Raw genomic sequence first — 16,064 nt, forward strand, 5'->3', positions numbered from 1 at the left:
CGGGCCTTCGATGGGCATGTGTTCGCAAAGTTCCGCACTGTGTGCGTCCGAAAATCGCGGGGTGAGATCGCCCGGCATGTCACCACCAGGTTGACCCGGGCCGCGGGCATGTCACAGGCTCGTTACATAGGTGCTCACTACAACTGGTTTCGCCGGCCACCTGCCCGCCCTCCCCCGGCGCTCCCGCCGGAAACGGTGGCGCGAAGGCCGGACGCCGACCGGAAGCAGGAGGAATACCAGATGTGCGGCATCACCGGCTGGATTTCCTTCGACCGTGACCTTCGAGCCTCGGCCGAAACACTCGACGCGATGACGGAGACGATGTCCTGCCGCGGCCCGGACGACCGGGGAACCTGGATCAGCGGACCCGCCGGCCTCGGCCACCGACGACTTGCCATCATCGACCTGCCGGGCGGACGCCAGCCCATGACCGTCGACACCCCCCAAGGCGCCGTGGCCATCGTCTACTCCGGCGAGACGTACAACTACACCGAACTCCGGCAGGAACTCGTCCGGCGCGGCCACCGGTTCACCACCCAGTCCGACACCGAGGTCGTACTGCGCGGCTACGTGGAATGGGGCGAGGCGATCGCCGAACGCCTCAACGGCATGTACGCCTTCGCCCTCTGGGACGGACGGCACGACAAGCTCGTGATGATCCGCGACCGCATGGGCATCAAGCCGTTCTACTACTACGAGACACCCGACGGCGTCCTCTTCGGGTCCGAACCCAAAGCCATCCTCGCCAACCCGCTCACCAAGCCCCGCGTCACCCTCGACGGCCTACGCGAACTGTTCACCTTCGTGAAGACACCCGGCCATGCGGTGTGGGACGGCATGCACGAGGTCGAGCCCGGCACCGTCATCACCGTGGACCGCGGCGGCCTGCGCCGCCACGTGTACTGGCAACTGGAGACCCGGCCGCACACGGACGACCGCGACACCACCATCGCCACCGTCCGCTCACTCCTCGACGACATCGTGCGCCGCCAGCTCGTCTCCGACGTGCCCCGCTGCACCCTGCTGTCCGGAGGACTCGACTCCTCCGCGATGACCGCACTGGCCGCCCGTCAACTCGGCGAGACCGGCGAGACCGTACGCAGCTTCGCCGTCGACTTCACCGGCCAGACCGAGAACTTCGTCGCCGACGAACTCCGCGGCACCCCCGACACACCCTTCGTCCACGACGTGGCGCGCACGGCGCGCACCGACCACCGCGACATCGTGCTCGACTCGGACGCACTCGCCGACCCCGACGTGCGCTCCCGGGTGATACGCGCCCGGGACATACCCATGGGCTTCGGCGACATGGACGCCTCCCTCTACCTGCTCTTCAAGTCCATCCGCGAGCACTCCACGGTCGCCCTGTCCGGTGAGTCCGCCGACGAGGTCTTCGGCGGCTACCTCCAGTTCTTCGACGAGGAGGCCCGCAAGTCCGAGACCTTCCCCTGGCTGGCACAGTTCAGCAGGCACTTCGGCGAGGACACCGACGTACTCCGCCCGGACCTCACCACACGCCTCGACCTCACGTCCTACGTCGCGGACAGCTACCGCGACGCGGTCTCAGGCATCCAGCGGCTCGACGGCGAGAGCGACTTCGAATACACGATGCGCAAGATCAGCCACCAGCACCTGACCCGCTTCGTCCGGGTGCTGCTCGACCGGAAGGACCGCGCGAGCATGGCCGTCGGCCTCGAGGTACGTGTCCCCTTCTGCGACCACCGCCTCGTCGAGTACGTCTACAACACCCCCTGGGCGCTGAAGTCCTTCGACGGCCGGGAGAAGAGCCTGCTGCGCGAGGCCACCGCCGACGTCCTGCCGCGCTCGGTGTACGACAGGGTCAAGAGCCCGTACCCCTCCACCCAGGACCCCAAGTACGCCATGGCGCTCCAGGACCACGCCAAGGACCTGCTGTCCCGGCCCTCGCACCGGGTCTTCGAGATCGTCGACCCGGCACGCGTCGAACGCGCCGCCGGCCGGGACACGCCGCAGATCTCCCAGGCGTCGCGGCGCGGCCTCGAACGCACCCTCGATCTCGCCCTCTGGCTCGACATGTACAACCCGGAGCTGGTGCTGTCCTGACCCGACGCAAACCGGGATCGCGCGGCCGGTCGTGACGACCGGTCGCGCCACAGCCCTCAGTGCCCGGACGTCGCCTTCAGGCCCACCACGGCCACCAGCAGCAGACAGACGAAGAAGATCCGCGCGGCCGTCACCGGCTCGTTCAGCACCACCATGCCCAGCACCGCCGCACCGGCCGCACCGATCCCCACCCACACGCCGTACGCCGTACCGATCGGCAGCGTCTTCGCCGCCTGCGACAGCAGCATCATGCTGGCCACGATCCCCAGGCCGGTGAACACACTCGGCCACAGCCGGGTGAACCCCTCGGTGTACTTCATCCCGATCGACCAGCCCACTTCCAGCAGACCGGCGACGATCAACAGAACCCACGCCACGACAGACCTCCACGACGAAACACGCGAACAACACGAGTGCGTCGTCTTTGCGGAAACCCGGTACGGCGCGTCTCGTCGGGGTCACACCAGCCTAGCAACACCCAGCAGAAAGGCCTGGTGACAACGGTCACCAGGCCCACTCACCCCACACCTGCCTACAGATAGAGCCCGGTCGAATCCACCGAACCCTCGAAGCGGTCCGCGGCCACCGCGTGCAGATCCCGCTCCCGCATCAGCACGTACGCCACCCCCCGCACCTCGACCTCGGCACGGTCCTCGGGGTCGTACAGCACCCGGTCACCCGGCTCCACGGTCCGCACGTTCTGGCCGACAGCGACGACCTCCGCCCACGCCAGACGCCGGCCGACCGCCGCCGTCGCGGGAATCAGGATGCCGCCGCCGGACCGCCGCTCACCCTCGGGCGAATCCGACCGCACCAGCACACGGTCGTGCAGCATCCGGATCGGCAGCTTGTCGTCGGTGTTGCTCATGCCGTTGTCGCTCACGACCCGAAACCTACCTGCCCCGACCCCCTCCGCACGCCCCAGGGCCGCACGGAGACCTCTTTCACCGCCTCCTGCGGCGGCGCGCACCCCGCGAAGACCGCGAGGACAGCGTCAGCCACGCGACCGCCCCGGCCACCACCAGCGCCGCCGGAATCACCCGCTCCAGCCGCGGCGAACCGTCCTCCGCGACGAACTGCGCCTTCACGTCCGAAACCGAACGGTTCACGGCGACGAACGCACGCCCGGCCGTCCGGTCCACCGTCGACGCGACCTTGGCCTTCGCGTCACCCATCATCGTCTTCGGGTGCACCCGCACCCCGATCTCGTCCAGCACCACCGCAAGCTGCTCACGCCTGCTGATGATGTCCGCCTCGATCTGCGCAGGGGTCCTGGCATCCGACACTGCGCCGCCTCCGTGGTCGTCGTCGGGTAAACCTTCATCGACAGTCTGTCAGCTCGGGCGCCCCTACACCCGGCGGCACCCCCTATTACGCTCGGTGCCACACAGCACGCGTGCCACTCGAGGAGAAAAATGAGCGAGCGACTCCAGACCGGCGACACCGCCCCCGCCTTCACCCTTCCGGACGCCGACGGGAACGAGGTCTCGCTCGCGGACCACAAGGGCCGCAAGGTCATCGTCTACTTCTACCCCGCCGCGCTCACCCCAGGCTGCACCAAGCAGGCCTGCGACTTCACGGACAACCTGGACCTCCTCACCGGAGCCGGCTACGACGTCATCGGCGTGTCGCCGGACAAGCCGGAGAAGCTCGCGAAGTTCCGCGAGCAGGAGAACCTCAAGGTCACACTGGTCGGCGACCCCTCCAAGGAGACCCTGGAGGCCTACGGCGCGTTCGGCGAGAAGAAGCTCTACGGCAAAGTGGTGACAGGTGTGATCCGCTCCACGATTGTGGTCGACGAAGAGGGCAAGGTGGAGAAGGCCCTCTACAACGTCAAGGCGACCGGCCACGTCGCCAAGATCATCAAGGATCTCGGAATCTGACCCCGGTTCGTGGGGATCTCGGCCGAAATGGGTGTGAGCGAGCTCGCAATCATCCGTTGATTCGGTTTGCAACCGCCATGACTGCGCAGAAGCCTTTCCTGGAACACCGTTCGACGAAAGGAACCGGCCATGGCGGCCTCCGACCCCCACCAGGCGGCCGACCCTGATGCGGTCAAACGCCACCCAGCGCTCTTCCGGGCCATCCGGAAGCGCCAGAACCCGCGGCTCCGTCGGACCGACATCACCATCACCGACGACCAGGCGGTCAAGCGCGCGGTGAAGGCGGCGTCGCTCGGTAACGCCATGGAGTGGTTCGACTTCGGCATCTACTCCTACCTGGCCGTCACCATCGGGCATGTCTTCTTCCCCTCGACGAACGACACCACCCAGCTCCTTTCGTCTTTCGCGACCTTCGCCGTGGCCTTCCTCGTCCGGCCCCTCGGCGGCATGTTCTTCGGCCCTATGGGTGACAAGATCGGCCGTAAGAAGGTCCTGGCCCTCACCATGATCCTCATGGCGATCGGCACCTTCGCGATCGGCCTCATCCCCTCCCACGACACCATCGGCGTCTGGGCAGCGGTACTCCTGATCTTCTTCCGGATGCTCCAGGGCTTCTCCACCGGCGGCGAGTACGGCGGCGCCTCGACCTTCATCGCCGAGTACGCCCCCGACAAGCGCCGCGGATTCTTCGGCAGCTTCCTCGAGTTCGGCACCCTGGCCGGCTACGTCGGCGCCGCCGGGCTCGTCACCCTCCTGTACGCCCTCCTGGACACCGGCCAGATGGAGTCCTGGGGCTGGCGCATCCCGTTCCTCGTCGCCGGTCCCCTCGGCCTCGTAGGCCTCTACCTGCGACTCCGCCTGGACGAGACCCCCGCCTTCCAGAAGCTGGAGGGCGGCACCGCCCACGCCACGGAGGCCGCCGACCACGTCGAGTCCACCGCCAAGGGCGACCTCGCCAAGATCTTCCGCCAGTACTGGCCGACGCTGATCCTCTGCATCGCCCTGGTCGGCGCGTACAACATCACCGACTACATGCTGCTGTCGTACATGCCGACGTACCTCTCGGACGAGCTCGGCTACAGCGAGACCCACGGGCTGCTCATCCTGCTCGCCGTCATGGTCTTCCTGATGCTGATCATCAGCCAGTTCGGCAAGCTGTCGGACCGCTTCGGCCGCAAGCCGCTCCTGATGGCCGGCATGCTCGGCTTCCTGTTCCTGTCGCTGCCGGCGTTCCTGCTGATCCGCCAGGGCAGCATCCCTGCGATCACCATCGGCATGGTGATGCTGGGCCTCTCCCTGGTCTGCATGCTGGGCACGATGTCCGCCGCCCTCCCGGCACTGTTCCCGACCAACGTGCGCTACGGCTCTCTGTCGGTCGGCTACAACCTCTCGGCCTCGATCTTCGGTGGTACGACCCCGCTGGTGATCACCGCCCTGATCAGCTGGAGCGGCTCGAACCTGATGCCGGCGTACTACGCGATGGCGGCGGCCCTGATCGGCGTGATCGCGGTGGCCTGCATGAAGGAGACCGCCAACCAGCCCCTGGCCGGCTCCCCGCCCTCGGTGGAGACCGAAGAGGAAGCGGCCGAACTGGTCCACGCCCAGAGCCCGGACCCGAAGTTCTGACACACGTCCTCATGGAAGGGCCCGTACCGCCACAAAGCGGTACGGGCCCTTCCGCATCTCATCACATTACGGACGTGACCATCCGATGAGCGGTTCGTTGCTCCGTACGAGGCCGCGAACGCGCGGCCGGATGCGGAGGGGACATGCCTGCCAGCCCGTACACCCGAGAGCGCCTCGCAGAGGCGGCCTCGTCGTCACGGACGCTCTCGGAGGCACTGACGAAGCTGGGGGTCGATCCGAAGAGCTCGACCCGACGCTATCTCCTCGACCGCATGCGCAGACTCGGGGTGGACACTCACCACTTCGAGAGCGAAGGGGTGCGCTGGACCAAGGAAGTGCTTCAGGAGGCGGTCACAGCATCAACCACCATGTGCGAGGTGCTGCGTCGACTCGGCCTTGAGGTGGTGGGGGGACAGCACACACACATCAGCCGCCGCGTCAAAGCTCTGGGGATCGACACATCGCACTTCGCGGCACCCTCCAGGAAAGGTGAGGTACGTCGTCGGCGTCCGGAGGAACTGCTCGTCGACCGGACTCAGACACTCGTTCGCCGCATACCCGGTGAGCGACTCAAGCGAGCCCTGATCGCCATGGGCGCCCCCGAGCGCTGCGCCCGTTGCGGCACTGGGCCCGTCTGGCGGCACCAGCCCCTGCCGCTCGAGGTCGATCACGTCGACGGCAACTGGCGAAACAACCAACCTCAGAACCTTCGACTGCTCTGTCCCAACTGCCACTCGACGACCGACACATACCGAGGTCGCGGCAAGGCGCGGCGCACACCGATGCATAGTGAGGACCGATGAGTTCGGGCAGCCGCTACACACGGGAGCTGCTGGCCGAAGCAGCCGGCAAATGCGCCGACATCCAGGAAGTCATCAACTTCCTGGGCACCCGCCCCTACGGTCGACTCGGCCGCTATCTCTTCAATCGCTTCGAGCATTTCGGGATCGACGTGTCCCACTTTCCCCGCCGCGCCTACCGCAGAGCAGGGAAGCGGCCCTCCACAACAGAACTCGCAGTTGCTGTGGCCTCGGCCGTTTCCATCGCCGACACCCTCCGACGGCTGGGCCGCACGGACAACGCGAGCCAGCGGAAGCAGTTGCGCGCCTGGCTTGCCGATGACGGACTCACCACCACGCACTTCCTGGGGCAGGGACATCAGCGGGGGCAAGTCGGGACCACCCCGCTGAAGCCCGCTGACCACATTCTGGTGAAGCACGAGGGCCGACACCGCACGAAGACGGTGCAGCTCCGACGCGCCCTGCGCGAAGTCGGCCTCCCTGAAGAGTGTGCTGAGTGCGGAACCGGCACAGTCTGGCTGGGCGAGCCCATGACACTGGAGGTGGATCACATCAACGGCGACTGGAGCGACGATCGCAGAGAGAATCTGCGGCTCCTGTGCCCGAACTGCCACGCGGTGACCCGCACGTGGTGCAGAGGCGGCACCCGCGCGAGACGTTGAGAGACTGTCCCTGATACCCGCCGCACTCTCCCCGCAGAGGGCAGTAAGCTGAGATGAGCTACGCGGCCGTAGCCAAACTGGTATCGGCGGGTGTTTTAGGGGCATCTGGGAGAAATCCTGTGTGGGTTCGAATCCCACCGGCCGCACGCCAAGAAGGAGGGCCGTCCCGACCGGGACGGCCCTCTTCACCTTTCAGCCCACCAGCTCCCGCACCACCGGCACCAGCGCCCGAAACGCCTTCCCCCGGTGGCTGATCGCGTTCTTCTCCTCCGGGGTGAGCTCCGCGCAGGTCCGGGTCTCGCCGTCCGGCTGGAGGATCGGGTCGTAGCCGAAGCCGTAGCCGCCGGCGGGGGCGGTGCGCAGGGTGCCTTCGAGGCGGCCCTCGACCACGCGTTCCGTGCCGTCGGGGAGGGCCAGGGCCGCGGCGCAGGCGAAGTAGGCCCCGCGGTGCGGGTCGGAGATGTCGCCGAGCTGGGCGAGGAGCAGGTCCAGGTTGGCCGCGTCGTTGCCGTGGGCGCCGGACCAGCGGGCCGAGAAGATGCCGGGGGCTCCGCCGAGCACGTCGACGCAGAGGCCGCTGTCGTCGGCGATGGCGGGATGGCCGGTGGCCTGGGCCAGGGCGTGGGCCTTGAGGAGGGCGTTCTCGGCGAAGGTGACGCCGGTTTCCTTGACGTCGGGGATGTCGGGGTACGCGTCCGCGCCGACGAGGTCGTGGGTGAGGCCCGCGTCGGCGAGGATCGCGTGGAGTTCGGTGATTTTCCCGGCGTTGCGGGTGGCGAGGATCAGGCGCGTCATGCGTCGATTATCGCCGTCCGGTCACGGGGTGCAGACCTTGCCGATCTCCGTGGCCGCGTCGGTGACGGGGGTGATGTCGGGGGTGGCGTCGCCCTTGTCGATGGAGTCGCGGACGTTGGTGACGCCGGTCTGGAGGTCGTCGACGGCCTTGTCGAGGTCGGCGTTGTCCGTGGTGTCGCCGAGGTCCTTGAGCTCCTTGTCGATCTGGTCCAGGGCTTCCGAGGCCTGCGTCGGGTCGTTCGAGGCGTTGGATATCGCCTGCTGGAGGTTGTCGACGCTGGTGGCGATGGCGTCGGCGGTGCGGACGCAGTCCAGCGCCTTGTCGACGGCGCCGCAGCCGACGGCGGCGGTGAGGGTCAGCAGAGTGGTCGTGACGACGAGTGCGGTGCGGTGGCGGCGCGAGGCCATGGTGCGGTCCCTCCCCGGGGGTGGATACGTGGACGGACGCACGGTTCGACCCGTGCGCCCGTACTCGTCACGACGCCGTGCGCTGTGCATTTGGTTGCTTCTTTACCCGCCTTCACTCGCCGAGGGTGCGGGCGAGTGCCTCTTCCTGGAGCTTGGCGAGGTCGGTGCAGCCGGCGGTGGCGAGGTCGAGGAGGGCGTTGAGCTCGGCGCGGTCGAAGGGTTCGGCCTCGGCGGTGCCCTGGACCTCGACGAAGCGGCCGTCGCCGGTGCAGACGACGTTCATGTCGGTCTCGGCGCGGACGTCCTCCTCGTAGCAGAGGTCGAGGAGGGGGACGCCGTCGACGATGCCGACGCTGATCGCGGCGACGGTGCCGGTGAGGGGCTTGCGGCCGTGCTTGATGATCTTCTTGCCCTGGGCCCAGGCGATGGCGTCGGCGAGGGCGACGTACGCGCCGGTGATGGCCGCGGTGCGGGTTCCGCCGTCGGCCTGGAGGACGTCGCAGTCGAGGACGATGGTGTTCTCGCCGAGGGCCTTGTAGTCGATCACGGCGCGCAGTGAGCGCCCGATGAGCCGGCTGATCTCGTGGGTGCGGCCGCCGATCTTGCCGCGTACGGATTCGCGGTCGCCGCGGGTGTTGGTGGAGCGGGGCAGCATGGAGTACTCGGCGGTGACCCAGCCTTCGCCGCTGCCCTTGCGCCAGCGCGGGACGCCTTCGGTGACGGAGGCGGTGCAGAAGACCTTGGTGTCACCGAAGGAGATGAGTACGGAGCCTTCGGCGTGCTTGCTCCATCCGCGTTCGATGGTGACGGGGCGGAGCTGTTCGGGGGTGCGGCCGTCGATACGAGACATGGCGTCGAGCCTATCGGCTGCCGGGGCCGGGTCCGTTCGGGTGCACCGCAGGCCCCGCTCCGGGCCGGTCGGGGCGGGTGGAGCGGGGCCTGTGTGCGGACCTGGGTGGGCCGGCCGGTCAGCCGGTCACATCATGTCTTCGATGTCGGCCGCGATGGGGTCGGCGTCGGTGCCGATGACGACCTGGATCGCGGTGCCCATCTTGACGACGCCGTGGGCGCCGGCGGCCTTGAGCGCGGCTTCGTCGACCTTGCTGGGGTCGTGGACCTCGGTGCGGAGGCGGGTGATGCAGCCTTCGATCTCGTCGATGTTCTCGATGCCGCCGAGCCCGGCGACGATCTTCTCAGCCTTGCTGGCCATGTCCTTCTCCCTGGTCTGTTCGTGCGTGCGGCGGCCCACCGTGGGTCCGTTTCGTCACGGTAACGCACGGTTGGCCCAACTTCACGGGCGGGTAACCGCGCAGTCCCCAATGATGACGATCACCGGCGCCCTGCCTTCCGGCGGGGCTCCGCACCGTATCGCGACTGGTCTACACCAGTTTGCAACGCCCGCCAAACCTTGCGCGTTCCGGGAGGATGCCGATGAGTCCGAACGCGGCCACGCAACCGCAGCGGAAGTGGTGGAACGGGCCGGTCCAGGGCCTGCAGAAGGTCGGCCGCAGCCTGCAGCTGCCGGTGGCCGTGCTGCCCGCGGCCGGTCTCCTCGTCAGCCTCGGCAATCTCTTCGACTCCTCGCTGCACGGCGCCTTCTGGGACAAGTTCGCGAAGGTCCTCCTCAACGGCGGGACGGCGATCCTCGACGGCGAGGTGGGCCTGCCGCTGCTCTTCTGCATCGGTGTCGCGATCGGCTTCGCGAAGAAGGCCGACGGCTCGACGGCGCTCGCCGCGGTCGTCGGCTTCCTCGTCTACCGGGGAGTCCTGGCGGCGTTCCCGGTGGACGACTCGGTGACGGAGGCGACGCCGGACGGAGTGCCGCAGAACCCCGGGGTCCTGGGAGGCATCCTCATCGGGCTGCTGACCGCCGTGGTCTGGCAGCGCTACCACCGCACCAAGCTCGTCGACTGGCTCGGCTTCTTCAACGGGCGCCGGCTTGTACCGATCCTGATGGCGTTCCTCTGCGTGATCCTGGGCGTGCTGTTCGGGCTGCTGTGGCAGCCGGTGGGTGACGCCCTGACGTGGTTCGCCAAGCAGCTGATCGACCTGGGCGCCTGGGGCGCGGCGATCTTCGGTTTCGCCAACCGGCTGCTGATCCCGATCGGCATGCACCAGTTCCTGAACACGTTCTTCTGGTTCCAGGCGGGTGAGTTCACCGGGGACGACGGAGGCACCGTCCAGGGCGACATCTCGCGCTTCTTCGCCGGGGACCCGTCGGCGGGGCAGTTCACCTCGGGGTTCTTCCCGATCATGATGTTCGGCCTCCCGGCCGCCGCGCTGGCCATCGCCCACTGCGCCCGGCCGGAGCGGCGCAAAGAAGTGTCCGGCCTGATGCTGTCGGTGGCGCTGACGTCGTTCGTGACCGGGGTGACGGAGCCGTTGGAGTTCTCGTTCCTCTTCGTCGCTCCGCTGCTGTACGGGGTGCACGCGATTCTGACCGGTGTCTCGATGGGGGTCACCTGGGCGTTCGGTGTGCACGCGGGGTTCAGCTTCTCGGCCGGGCTGATCGACTACGTCGTCAACTGGCACCTGGATACGAAACCGTGGCTGATCATCCCGATCGGGCTCTGTTTCGCGGTGATCTATTATGTGATCTTCCGGTTCGCGATCACCAAGTTCAACCTCCAGACCCCAGGGCGTGAGCCCTTGGAGGAGGAGGACAAGATCGAGGAGGACCTCACGAAGTAGAGGCCCCCCAGCTCCTCCGCGAGGCCCCCGGACCTGACGGTCCGGGGGCCTTCGCCGTGTCACCCAGGGTGGCGGTGGAACTACGCGGCAAATGGGAGGGAATTGCAGGTTCCTTATCCAACCCTCACCGTGCTAAAACTGGTCTACACCACTGAGTGGTCCAGACCACGCGCGCGTTCCCGCCGCGTTCCTCAAGTCGCCGCCCCGAACCCTTCACACGGCGGCGCCTTGCCTACCGGAGGAAGTTCATGAGTACGGACACCGCTGCGGCGGCGGCTCCCGCGAAGAAGCGGGGCTCCGGCGTGTTCCAGGGCCTGCAGAAGGTCGGGCGCAGTCTCCAGCTGCCGATCGCCGTCCTGCCTGCGGCGGGGCTCATGGTGCGGCTGGGACAGCCGGATGTATTCGGCGCCGACGGTCTCGGCTGGGACAAGGTCGCCGCCGTGTTCGGCAACGCGGGCAGCGCGATCACCGGCAACCTGCCGATCCTGTTCTGCATAGGTGTCGCCATCGGCTTCGCGAAGAAGGCCGACGGCTCCACCGCCCTCGCCGCCCTTGTCGGCTTCCTGGTGTACAGCAAGGTCCTCGAGGCCTTCCCGGTCAGCGAAGCGGTGGTCCAGAAGGGCGCGGACATCGCGGCGACCTACAACGACCCGGGTGTGCTCGGCGGCATCATCATGGGCCTGCTGTCCGCAGTCCTCTGGCAGCGGTACCACCGCAAGAAGCTGGTCGACTGGCTCGGCTTCTTCAACGGCCGCCGCCTCGTGCCGATCATCATGGCCTTCGTCGGCGTGATCGTCGGCGTGTTCTTCGGCTTGGTGTGGGAGCCCATCGGCGATGGCATCAGCAGCTTCGGTGAGTGGATGACCGGCCTCGGCTCGGGCGGTTCCGCTCTGTTCGGCCTGATCAACCGCGGTCTGATCCCGATCGGCATGCACCAGTTCGTGAACACGGTGGCCTGGTTCCAGCTCGGCGACTTCACCAACGCCGCCGGCGACGTCATCCACGGTGACATCCCGCGCTTCCTGGCCGGTGACCCGACCGCGGGCATGTTCCAGTCCGGCTTCTTCCCGATCATGATGTTCGGCCTGCCGGCCGCCGCGATTGCCATCGCCCACACCGCTCGTCCCGAGCGCCGCAAGGCCGTGATGGGCATGATGGTCTCGCTCGCGCTGACCTCGTTCGTCACCGGTGTGACCGAGCCGATCGAGTTCTCGTTCATGTTCATCGCGCCGATCCTGTACGTCCTGCACGCGGTGCTGACCGCCGCCTCGATGGCCATCACCTGGGGCCTGGGCGTCCACGCGGGCTTCAACTTCTCGGCCGGGTTCATCGACTACGCGCTGAACTGGACCCACGCCACCAAGCCCTGGATGATCATCCCGATCGGTCTGGTCTTCGCGGTGATCTACTACGTGACCTTCCGCTTCGCGATCGTCAAGTTCAACCTCACCACCCCGGGCCGTGAGCCCGAGGAAGAGGTCGAGGACCTGACCAAGGCGTAAGCCCTGGTCGCCCTTCGGCGAAGCCCCCGTCTCTGCCCTGGAGATGGGGGCTTCGCCGTGTCGCCGTGGCCGCGCCCTAGATCTCGTACACCGCGCCCGGCACCGCCAGCTCGACCGGGCCGTCGTAGACCTCGCGTGCGTCGGCGAGGTTGCGTTCGGCGTCCGTCCACGGCGGGATGTGGGTGAGGACGAGGCGTCCCGCTCCGGCGCGGGCGGCGTATTCGCCTGCTTCGCGGCCGTTGAGGTGGAGGTCCGGGATGTCCTCCTTGCCATGGATGAACGATGCTTCGCAGAGGAACAGATCGGCGCCCTCGGCGAGTTCGGCCAGCGCCTCGCAGGTGCCGGTGTCGCCGGAGTAGGTGAGTGAGCGTCCGTTGTGCTCGACCCTGATGCCGAAGGTGTCGACGGGGTGGCGGAGCTTCTCCGTACGGACCGAGAAGGGGCCGATCTCGAACGACCCGGACTTCAGCGTGTGGAAGTCGAAGACCTCACCCATCGCGTGGTCGGACGGGGTGTCGGCGTGGGCCGTGGTGAGCCGCTGTTCGGTGCCGTCGGGGCCGTACACGGGGATCGCGGCGGGGCGTCCGCCGTCGAAGCGGTAGTAGCGGACGACGAAGTACGCGCACATGTCGATGCAGTGATCGGCATGGAGGTGGCTGAGGAAGATGGCGTCGAGGTCGTAGAGACCCACATGGCGCTGCAGCTCGCCCAGGGCGCCGTTGCCCATGTCGAGGAGCAGCCGGAAGCCGTCGGCCTCTACGAGGTAGCTCGAGCATGCCGAACCCGCGGACGGGAACGAGCCGGAGCAGCCGACGACGGTGAGCTTCATGGAGCGTGAACCTCCGAGGCGTGGGAACGGGGAGGGTTCGTGCGGTCCGTCGAGCGTAAGGCGCGAAACCGGTGGTCGCTCCTCCACGGCCTGCCGTTGTGGGGGAACTCACCTGTGCTGTCACCGGTTCGATGGAAGGCGGCGTGTCGCCGGGCGCCGGTACGGTCGGGATATGAACACGTGGTGGTGGGTGGCGCTGGTCGCCGTTGTCCTGTTGGCGCTCGTGGCGACGGTCTCCGACGCGCGGGGGCGCGGTGGGCGCGGGCCGCGGCGGCCGGGTGGGCGGACGCGGCCTCCGGGGCGGGCTCCGGAGCGGAAGAAGGGGCGCCCGCACGGTCTGCCCCGGCCCGGGGAGATCTGGTGGGCGGACGTGCCGTTCGAGGACGGGCCCGGGTCCAAGGACCGGCCGTGTCTCGTGCTGTCGGTGCGGGGCGGCACGGCGGTCGTCGCCAAGATCACCAGCAGGCATCATGAGGAGCGGCCGGGTGTGATCGCTCTGCCGCCGGGGTCGGTGGGGGACGCGCGGGGGCGGCAGAGCTTCCTGGAGACGGACGAGTTGCGGGATGTGGCGGTGTCCGGGTTCCGCCGGAAGGCGGGCGAGCTGGACGGCGAGGTGTGGGGGCGGGTGCGCGGGCTGGGGTGAGCGTGCGGGAGGCGCGGGACGGGGTTCCGTCCCGCGCCTCCTAAGGTGCGCGGCCGCCGGTGCCGGGCGGCTCGATGGTCCCTCAGGCCCAGAGCTGGCCGTGCAGGGTCTCGATGGCGGCTTCCGTCGTGGGGGCGGTGTAGACGCCGGTCGACAGGTATTTCCAGCCGCCGTCCGCGACGACGAAGACGATGTCGGCGGACTCTCCCGCCTTGACGGCCTTGCGGCCGACGCCGATGGCGGCGTGGAGTGCGGCGCCGGTGGAGACGCCCGCGAAGATGCCCTCCTGCTGGAGGAGCTCCCGGGTGCGGGTGACGGCGTCGGCCGAGCCGACGGAGAAGCGGGTGGTGAGCACGGAGGCGTCGTAGAGCTCGGGGACGAAGCCCTCGTCGAGATTGCGCAGGCCGTAGACGAGGTCGTCGTAGCGCGGTTCGGCGGCGACGATGGTGACGTCGGGCTTGTTCTCCCGGAGGTAGCGGCCGACGCCCATGAGGGTGCCGGTGGTGCCGAGGCCCGCCACGAAGTGCGTGATGGACGGGAGGTCGGTGAGGATCTCCGGGCCGGTGGTGGCGTAGTGGGCGCCGGCGTTGTCCGGGTTGCCGTACTGGTAGAGCATGACCCAGTCGGGGTGCTCGGCGGAGAGCTCCTTGGCCACGCGTACGGCGGTGTTGGAGCCGCCCGCGGCGGGGGACGAGATGATCTCGGCACCCCACATGGTGAGCAGGTCGCGCCGCTCCTGCGAGGTGTTCTCCGGCATGACGCAGACGATGCGGTAGCCCTTGAGCCTGGCCGCCATGGCGAGCGAGATGCCGGTGTTGCCGCTGGTGGGCTCGAGGATCGTGCAGCCGGGTGTCAGGCGGCCGTCCTTCTCCGCCTGCTCGACCATGTGGAGCGCGGGGCGGTCCTTGATCGAGCCGGTGGGGTTGCGGTCCTCGAGCTTGGCCCAGACACGGACGTCCTCGGACGGGGACAGCCGGGGGAGGCGGACGAGGGGCGTGTTGCCCACGGCCGCCAGCGGGGAGTCGTACCGCATCAGCGCATGCCGCCGGCGACGGCCGGGAGGATGGTGACGTTGTCGCCGTCGGCGAGCTTCGTGGAGATGCCGTCGAGGAAGCGGACGTCCTCGTCGTTGAGGTAGACGTTCACGAAGCGGCGCAGCTGGTCGCCGTCGACGATGCGCTCACGGATGCCGTTGTGGCGGGTCTCCAGGTCGGCGAGGAGGTCGGCGAGGGTCTCCCCGCTGCCTTCGACCGCCTTGGCGCCGTCGGTGTAGGTGCGGAGGATGGTCGGGATGCGGACCTCGATGGCCATGGCGTGGGCTCCTGTCGAAAGCGTGGAGGTGGCGTGGGGCGCGCGTTTGTGCCCCCGCGCTGGGGTGGTGCGTACGTGATTGCGCTCGGACCGCGGCTCAGGCCGTGCGGTTCACGGGCAGGCGGCAGCCGGACAGATCGCGCTGGAGAGCCTGCACAGGTCGACGTGCAGCCGCGCGACGAGCAGCATGCCCGGGGCCTTTTCGCTCACGTCATGGGGAACCATGCGCTCATCGTATCGATTCCCCACCCCCGGGCCGGAGTGTGATCCCACATGGTGGATGGTGAGCGTTCGCCATGTGGACTCTCGATGGGGCCGGCGCTGCCGGAGCGGCCCCGGGGCGTCACGCGGCGGTGGGGTAGGCGTCGACGACCTCGACGTCTTCCTCGGTGATCTCGCCGTCCACGATGCGGTACGAGCGGAACTGGAAGGGGCCCGCGTCGTCGGTGTCCGCGGTGGAGACCAGCACGTAGTGGGCGCCGGGCTCGTTGGCGTAGGTGACGTCGGTGCGGGAGGGGTAGGCCTCGGTCGCGGTGTGGGAGTGGTAGATGATCACCGGCTCCTCGTCGCGGTCGTCCATCTCGCGGTAGAGCTTCAGCAGGTCCGCGGAGTCGAATTCGTAGAACGTGGGTGAGCGCGCGGCGTTGAGCATGGGGATGAAGCGTTCGGCGCGGCCGGCTCCGGCGGGGCCGGCGACCACTCCGCATGCTTCGTCGGGGTGGTCCGCGCGGGCGTGCGCGACGATCTGGTCGTGGAGCGTCCGGGTGATGGTCAGCATGGCGCCAGGATAAGCAGACGGGCCCTCCCGTACCGAGGGGTGGTACGGGAGGGC

Annotated in this window: 20 protein-coding genes, 1 tRNA gene and 1 riboswitch; of the genes, 9 read left to right on the forward strand and 12 right to left on the reverse strand. The window is 68.3% G+C overall.

Annotated elements, in window-relative coordinates:
• Positions 1-240: 240 nt before the first annotated feature.
• Entirely contained in the window at positions 241-2,082 is a 1,842-nt protein-coding gene (gene asnB / locus ACIP63_RS06555) for an asparagine synthase (glutamine-hydrolyzing) (RefSeq protein ID WP_401511997.1), read from the forward strand.
• 56 nt (positions 2,083-2,138) lie between these two features.
• On the opposite strand, the gene ACIP63_RS06560 is transcribed toward asnB, so the two are convergent.
• From ACIP63_RS06560 to ACIP63_RS06570, 3 genes are all read right to left on the reverse strand, one after another.
• On the reverse strand, positions 2,139-2,459 hold the full coding sequence (locus ACIP63_RS06560; protein ID WP_014156030.1) for a multidrug efflux SMR transporter: 321 nt from the start codon (positions 2,457-2,459) through the stop codon (positions 2,139-2,141).
• Positions 2,460-2,494: 35 nt separating this feature from the next.
• Positions 2,495-2,561, reverse strand: a riboswitch (guanidine-III (ykkC-III) riboswitch).
• Between the two features lie 53 nt (positions 2,562-2,614).
• Positions 2,615-2,950, reverse strand: coding sequence for a co-chaperone GroES (locus ACIP63_RS06565; RefSeq protein ID WP_099173024.1), 336 nt, complete (start codon positions 2,948-2,950; stop codon positions 2,615-2,617).
• Positions 2,951-3,026: 76 nt separating this feature from the next.
• Positions 3,027-3,368: a DUF3618 domain-containing protein gene (locus ACIP63_RS06570; protein ID WP_401511999.1), complete on the reverse strand. Its 342-nt coding sequence runs from the start codon at positions 3,366-3,368 to the stop codon at positions 3,027-3,029.
• Between the two features lie 129 nt (positions 3,369-3,497).
• On the opposite strand from ACIP63_RS06570, the gene bcp reads away from it, so the two are divergent.
• The 5 genes from bcp to ACIP63_RS06595 all read left to right on the forward strand — a co-directional run bounded on the left by bcp (position 3,498) and on the right by ACIP63_RS06595 (position 7,199).
• Positions 3,498-3,965: a thioredoxin-dependent thiol peroxidase gene (gene bcp, locus ACIP63_RS06575; protein WP_401512000.1), complete on the forward strand. Its 468-nt coding sequence runs from the start codon at positions 3,498-3,500 to the stop codon at positions 3,963-3,965.
• Positions 3,966-4,094: 129 nt separating this feature from the next.
• Positions 4,095-5,591: a glycine betaine/L-proline transporter ProP gene (gene proP / locus ACIP63_RS06580; protein WP_401512002.1), complete on the forward strand. Its 1,497-nt coding sequence runs from the start codon at positions 4,095-4,097 to the stop codon at positions 5,589-5,591.
• Positions 5,592-5,734: 143 nt separating this feature from the next.
• Positions 5,735-6,394, forward strand: a complete 660-nt coding sequence (locus ACIP63_RS06585) for an HNH endonuclease (RefSeq protein WP_401512003.1) — start codon at positions 5,735-5,737, stop codon at positions 6,392-6,394.
• A complete protein-coding gene (locus ACIP63_RS06590; protein WP_401512005.1) occupies positions 6,391-7,053 on the forward strand; it encodes an HNH endonuclease in 663 nt (220 codons plus the stop codon). Before ACIP63_RS06585 ends, ACIP63_RS06590 begins: the two co-directional genes overlap by 4 nt.
• Positions 7,054-7,115: 62 nt before the next feature.
• A tRNA-Leu gene (locus ACIP63_RS06595) sits at positions 7,116-7,199 on the forward strand.
• A 46-nt stretch (positions 7,200-7,245) separates the two neighbouring features.
• Here ACIP63_RS06595 and rdgB read toward each other — a convergent pair.
• From rdgB to ACIP63_RS06615, 4 genes are all read right to left on the reverse strand, one after another.
• Positions 7,246-7,848 (reverse strand): RdgB/HAM1 family non-canonical purine NTP pyrophosphatase, encoded by a 603-nt coding sequence (gene rdgB / locus ACIP63_RS06600; RefSeq protein ID WP_401512007.1) that lies wholly within the window; start codon positions 7,846-7,848, stop codon positions 7,246-7,248.
• Positions 7,849-7,869: 21 nt separating this feature from the next.
• On the reverse strand, positions 7,870-8,256 hold the full coding sequence (locus ACIP63_RS06605) for a hypothetical protein (RefSeq protein ID WP_401512009.1): 387 nt from the start codon (positions 8,254-8,256) through the stop codon (positions 7,870-7,872).
• Positions 8,257-8,368: 112 nt separating this feature from the next.
• A complete protein-coding gene (rph, locus tag ACIP63_RS06610) occupies positions 8,369-9,106 on the reverse strand; it encodes a ribonuclease PH (RefSeq protein ID WP_401512010.1) in 738 nt (245 codons plus the stop codon).
• A gap of 126 nt (positions 9,107-9,232) precedes the next feature.
• Positions 9,233-9,466 carry a glucose PTS transporter subunit EIIB gene (locus ACIP63_RS06615; protein ID WP_014156020.1) on the reverse strand — a complete coding sequence of 78 codons (234 nt, stop codon included), beginning with the start codon at positions 9,464-9,466 and terminating at the stop codon, positions 9,233-9,235.
• Positions 9,467-9,687: 221 nt separating this feature from the next.
• Here ACIP63_RS06615 and ACIP63_RS06620 point away from each other — a divergent pair, with 221 nt between their 5' ends.
• Both ACIP63_RS06620 and ACIP63_RS06625 read left to right on the forward strand, forming a co-directional pair.
• Positions 9,688-10,947 carry a PTS transporter subunit EIIC gene (locus ACIP63_RS06620; protein ID WP_401512012.1) on the forward strand — a complete coding sequence of 420 codons (1,260 nt, stop codon included), beginning with the start codon at positions 9,688-9,690 and terminating at the stop codon, positions 10,945-10,947.
• A 248-nt stretch (positions 10,948-11,195) separates the two neighbouring features.
• Complete coding sequence (locus ACIP63_RS06625; protein WP_401512014.1) at positions 11,196-12,449, forward strand: PTS transporter subunit EIIC; 1,254 nt, start codon at positions 11,196-11,198, stop codon at positions 12,447-12,449.
• A 76-nt stretch (positions 12,450-12,525) separates the two neighbouring features.
• Here ACIP63_RS06625 and ACIP63_RS06630 read toward each other — a convergent pair whose 3' ends face one another.
• Complete coding sequence (locus tag ACIP63_RS06630) at positions 12,526-13,278, reverse strand: MBL fold metallo-hydrolase (protein WP_393766300.1); 753 nt, start codon at positions 13,276-13,278, stop codon at positions 12,526-12,528.
• Positions 13,279-13,450: 172 nt separating this feature from the next.
• On the opposite strand from ACIP63_RS06630, the gene ACIP63_RS06635 reads away from it, so the two are divergent.
• Positions 13,451-13,921: a type II toxin-antitoxin system PemK/MazF family toxin gene (locus tag ACIP63_RS06635; RefSeq protein WP_401512017.1), complete on the forward strand. Its 471-nt coding sequence runs from the start codon at positions 13,451-13,453 to the stop codon at positions 13,919-13,921.
• A gap of 82 nt (positions 13,922-14,003) precedes the next feature.
• Here the strand turns inward: ACIP63_RS06635 and ACIP63_RS06640 are convergent, their stop codons facing one another.
• From ACIP63_RS06640 to ACIP63_RS06655, 4 genes are all read right to left on the reverse strand, one after another.
• Positions 14,004-14,954, reverse strand: a complete 951-nt coding sequence (locus tag ACIP63_RS06640; RefSeq protein WP_401512019.1) for a PLP-dependent cysteine synthase family protein — start codon at positions 14,952-14,954, stop codon at positions 14,004-14,006.
• Positions 14,954-15,232: a MoaD/ThiS family protein gene (locus ACIP63_RS06645; RefSeq protein WP_104786217.1), complete on the reverse strand. Its 279-nt coding sequence runs from the start codon at positions 15,230-15,232 to the stop codon at positions 14,954-14,956. The genes ACIP63_RS06640 and ACIP63_RS06645 overlap by 1 nt, the downstream gene beginning before the upstream one ends.
• A 111-nt stretch (positions 15,233-15,343) precedes the next feature.
• Positions 15,344-15,457 carry a putative leader peptide gene (locus tag ACIP63_RS06650; protein ID WP_401512021.1) on the reverse strand — a complete coding sequence of 38 codons (114 nt, stop codon included), beginning with the start codon at positions 15,455-15,457 and terminating at the stop codon, positions 15,344-15,346.
• Positions 15,458-15,575: 118 nt separating this feature from the next.
• On the reverse strand, positions 15,576-16,010 hold the full coding sequence (locus tag ACIP63_RS06655) for a Mov34/MPN/PAD-1 family protein (RefSeq protein ID WP_401512023.1): 435 nt from the start codon (positions 16,008-16,010) through the stop codon (positions 15,576-15,578).
• Positions 16,011-16,064: the final 54 nt, after the last annotated feature.

The sequence above is a fragment of the Streptomyces sp. NPDC088746 genome, from assembly GCF_044751065.1.
GTDB lineage: Bacteria > Actinomycetota > Actinomycetes > Streptomycetales > Streptomycetaceae > Streptomyces.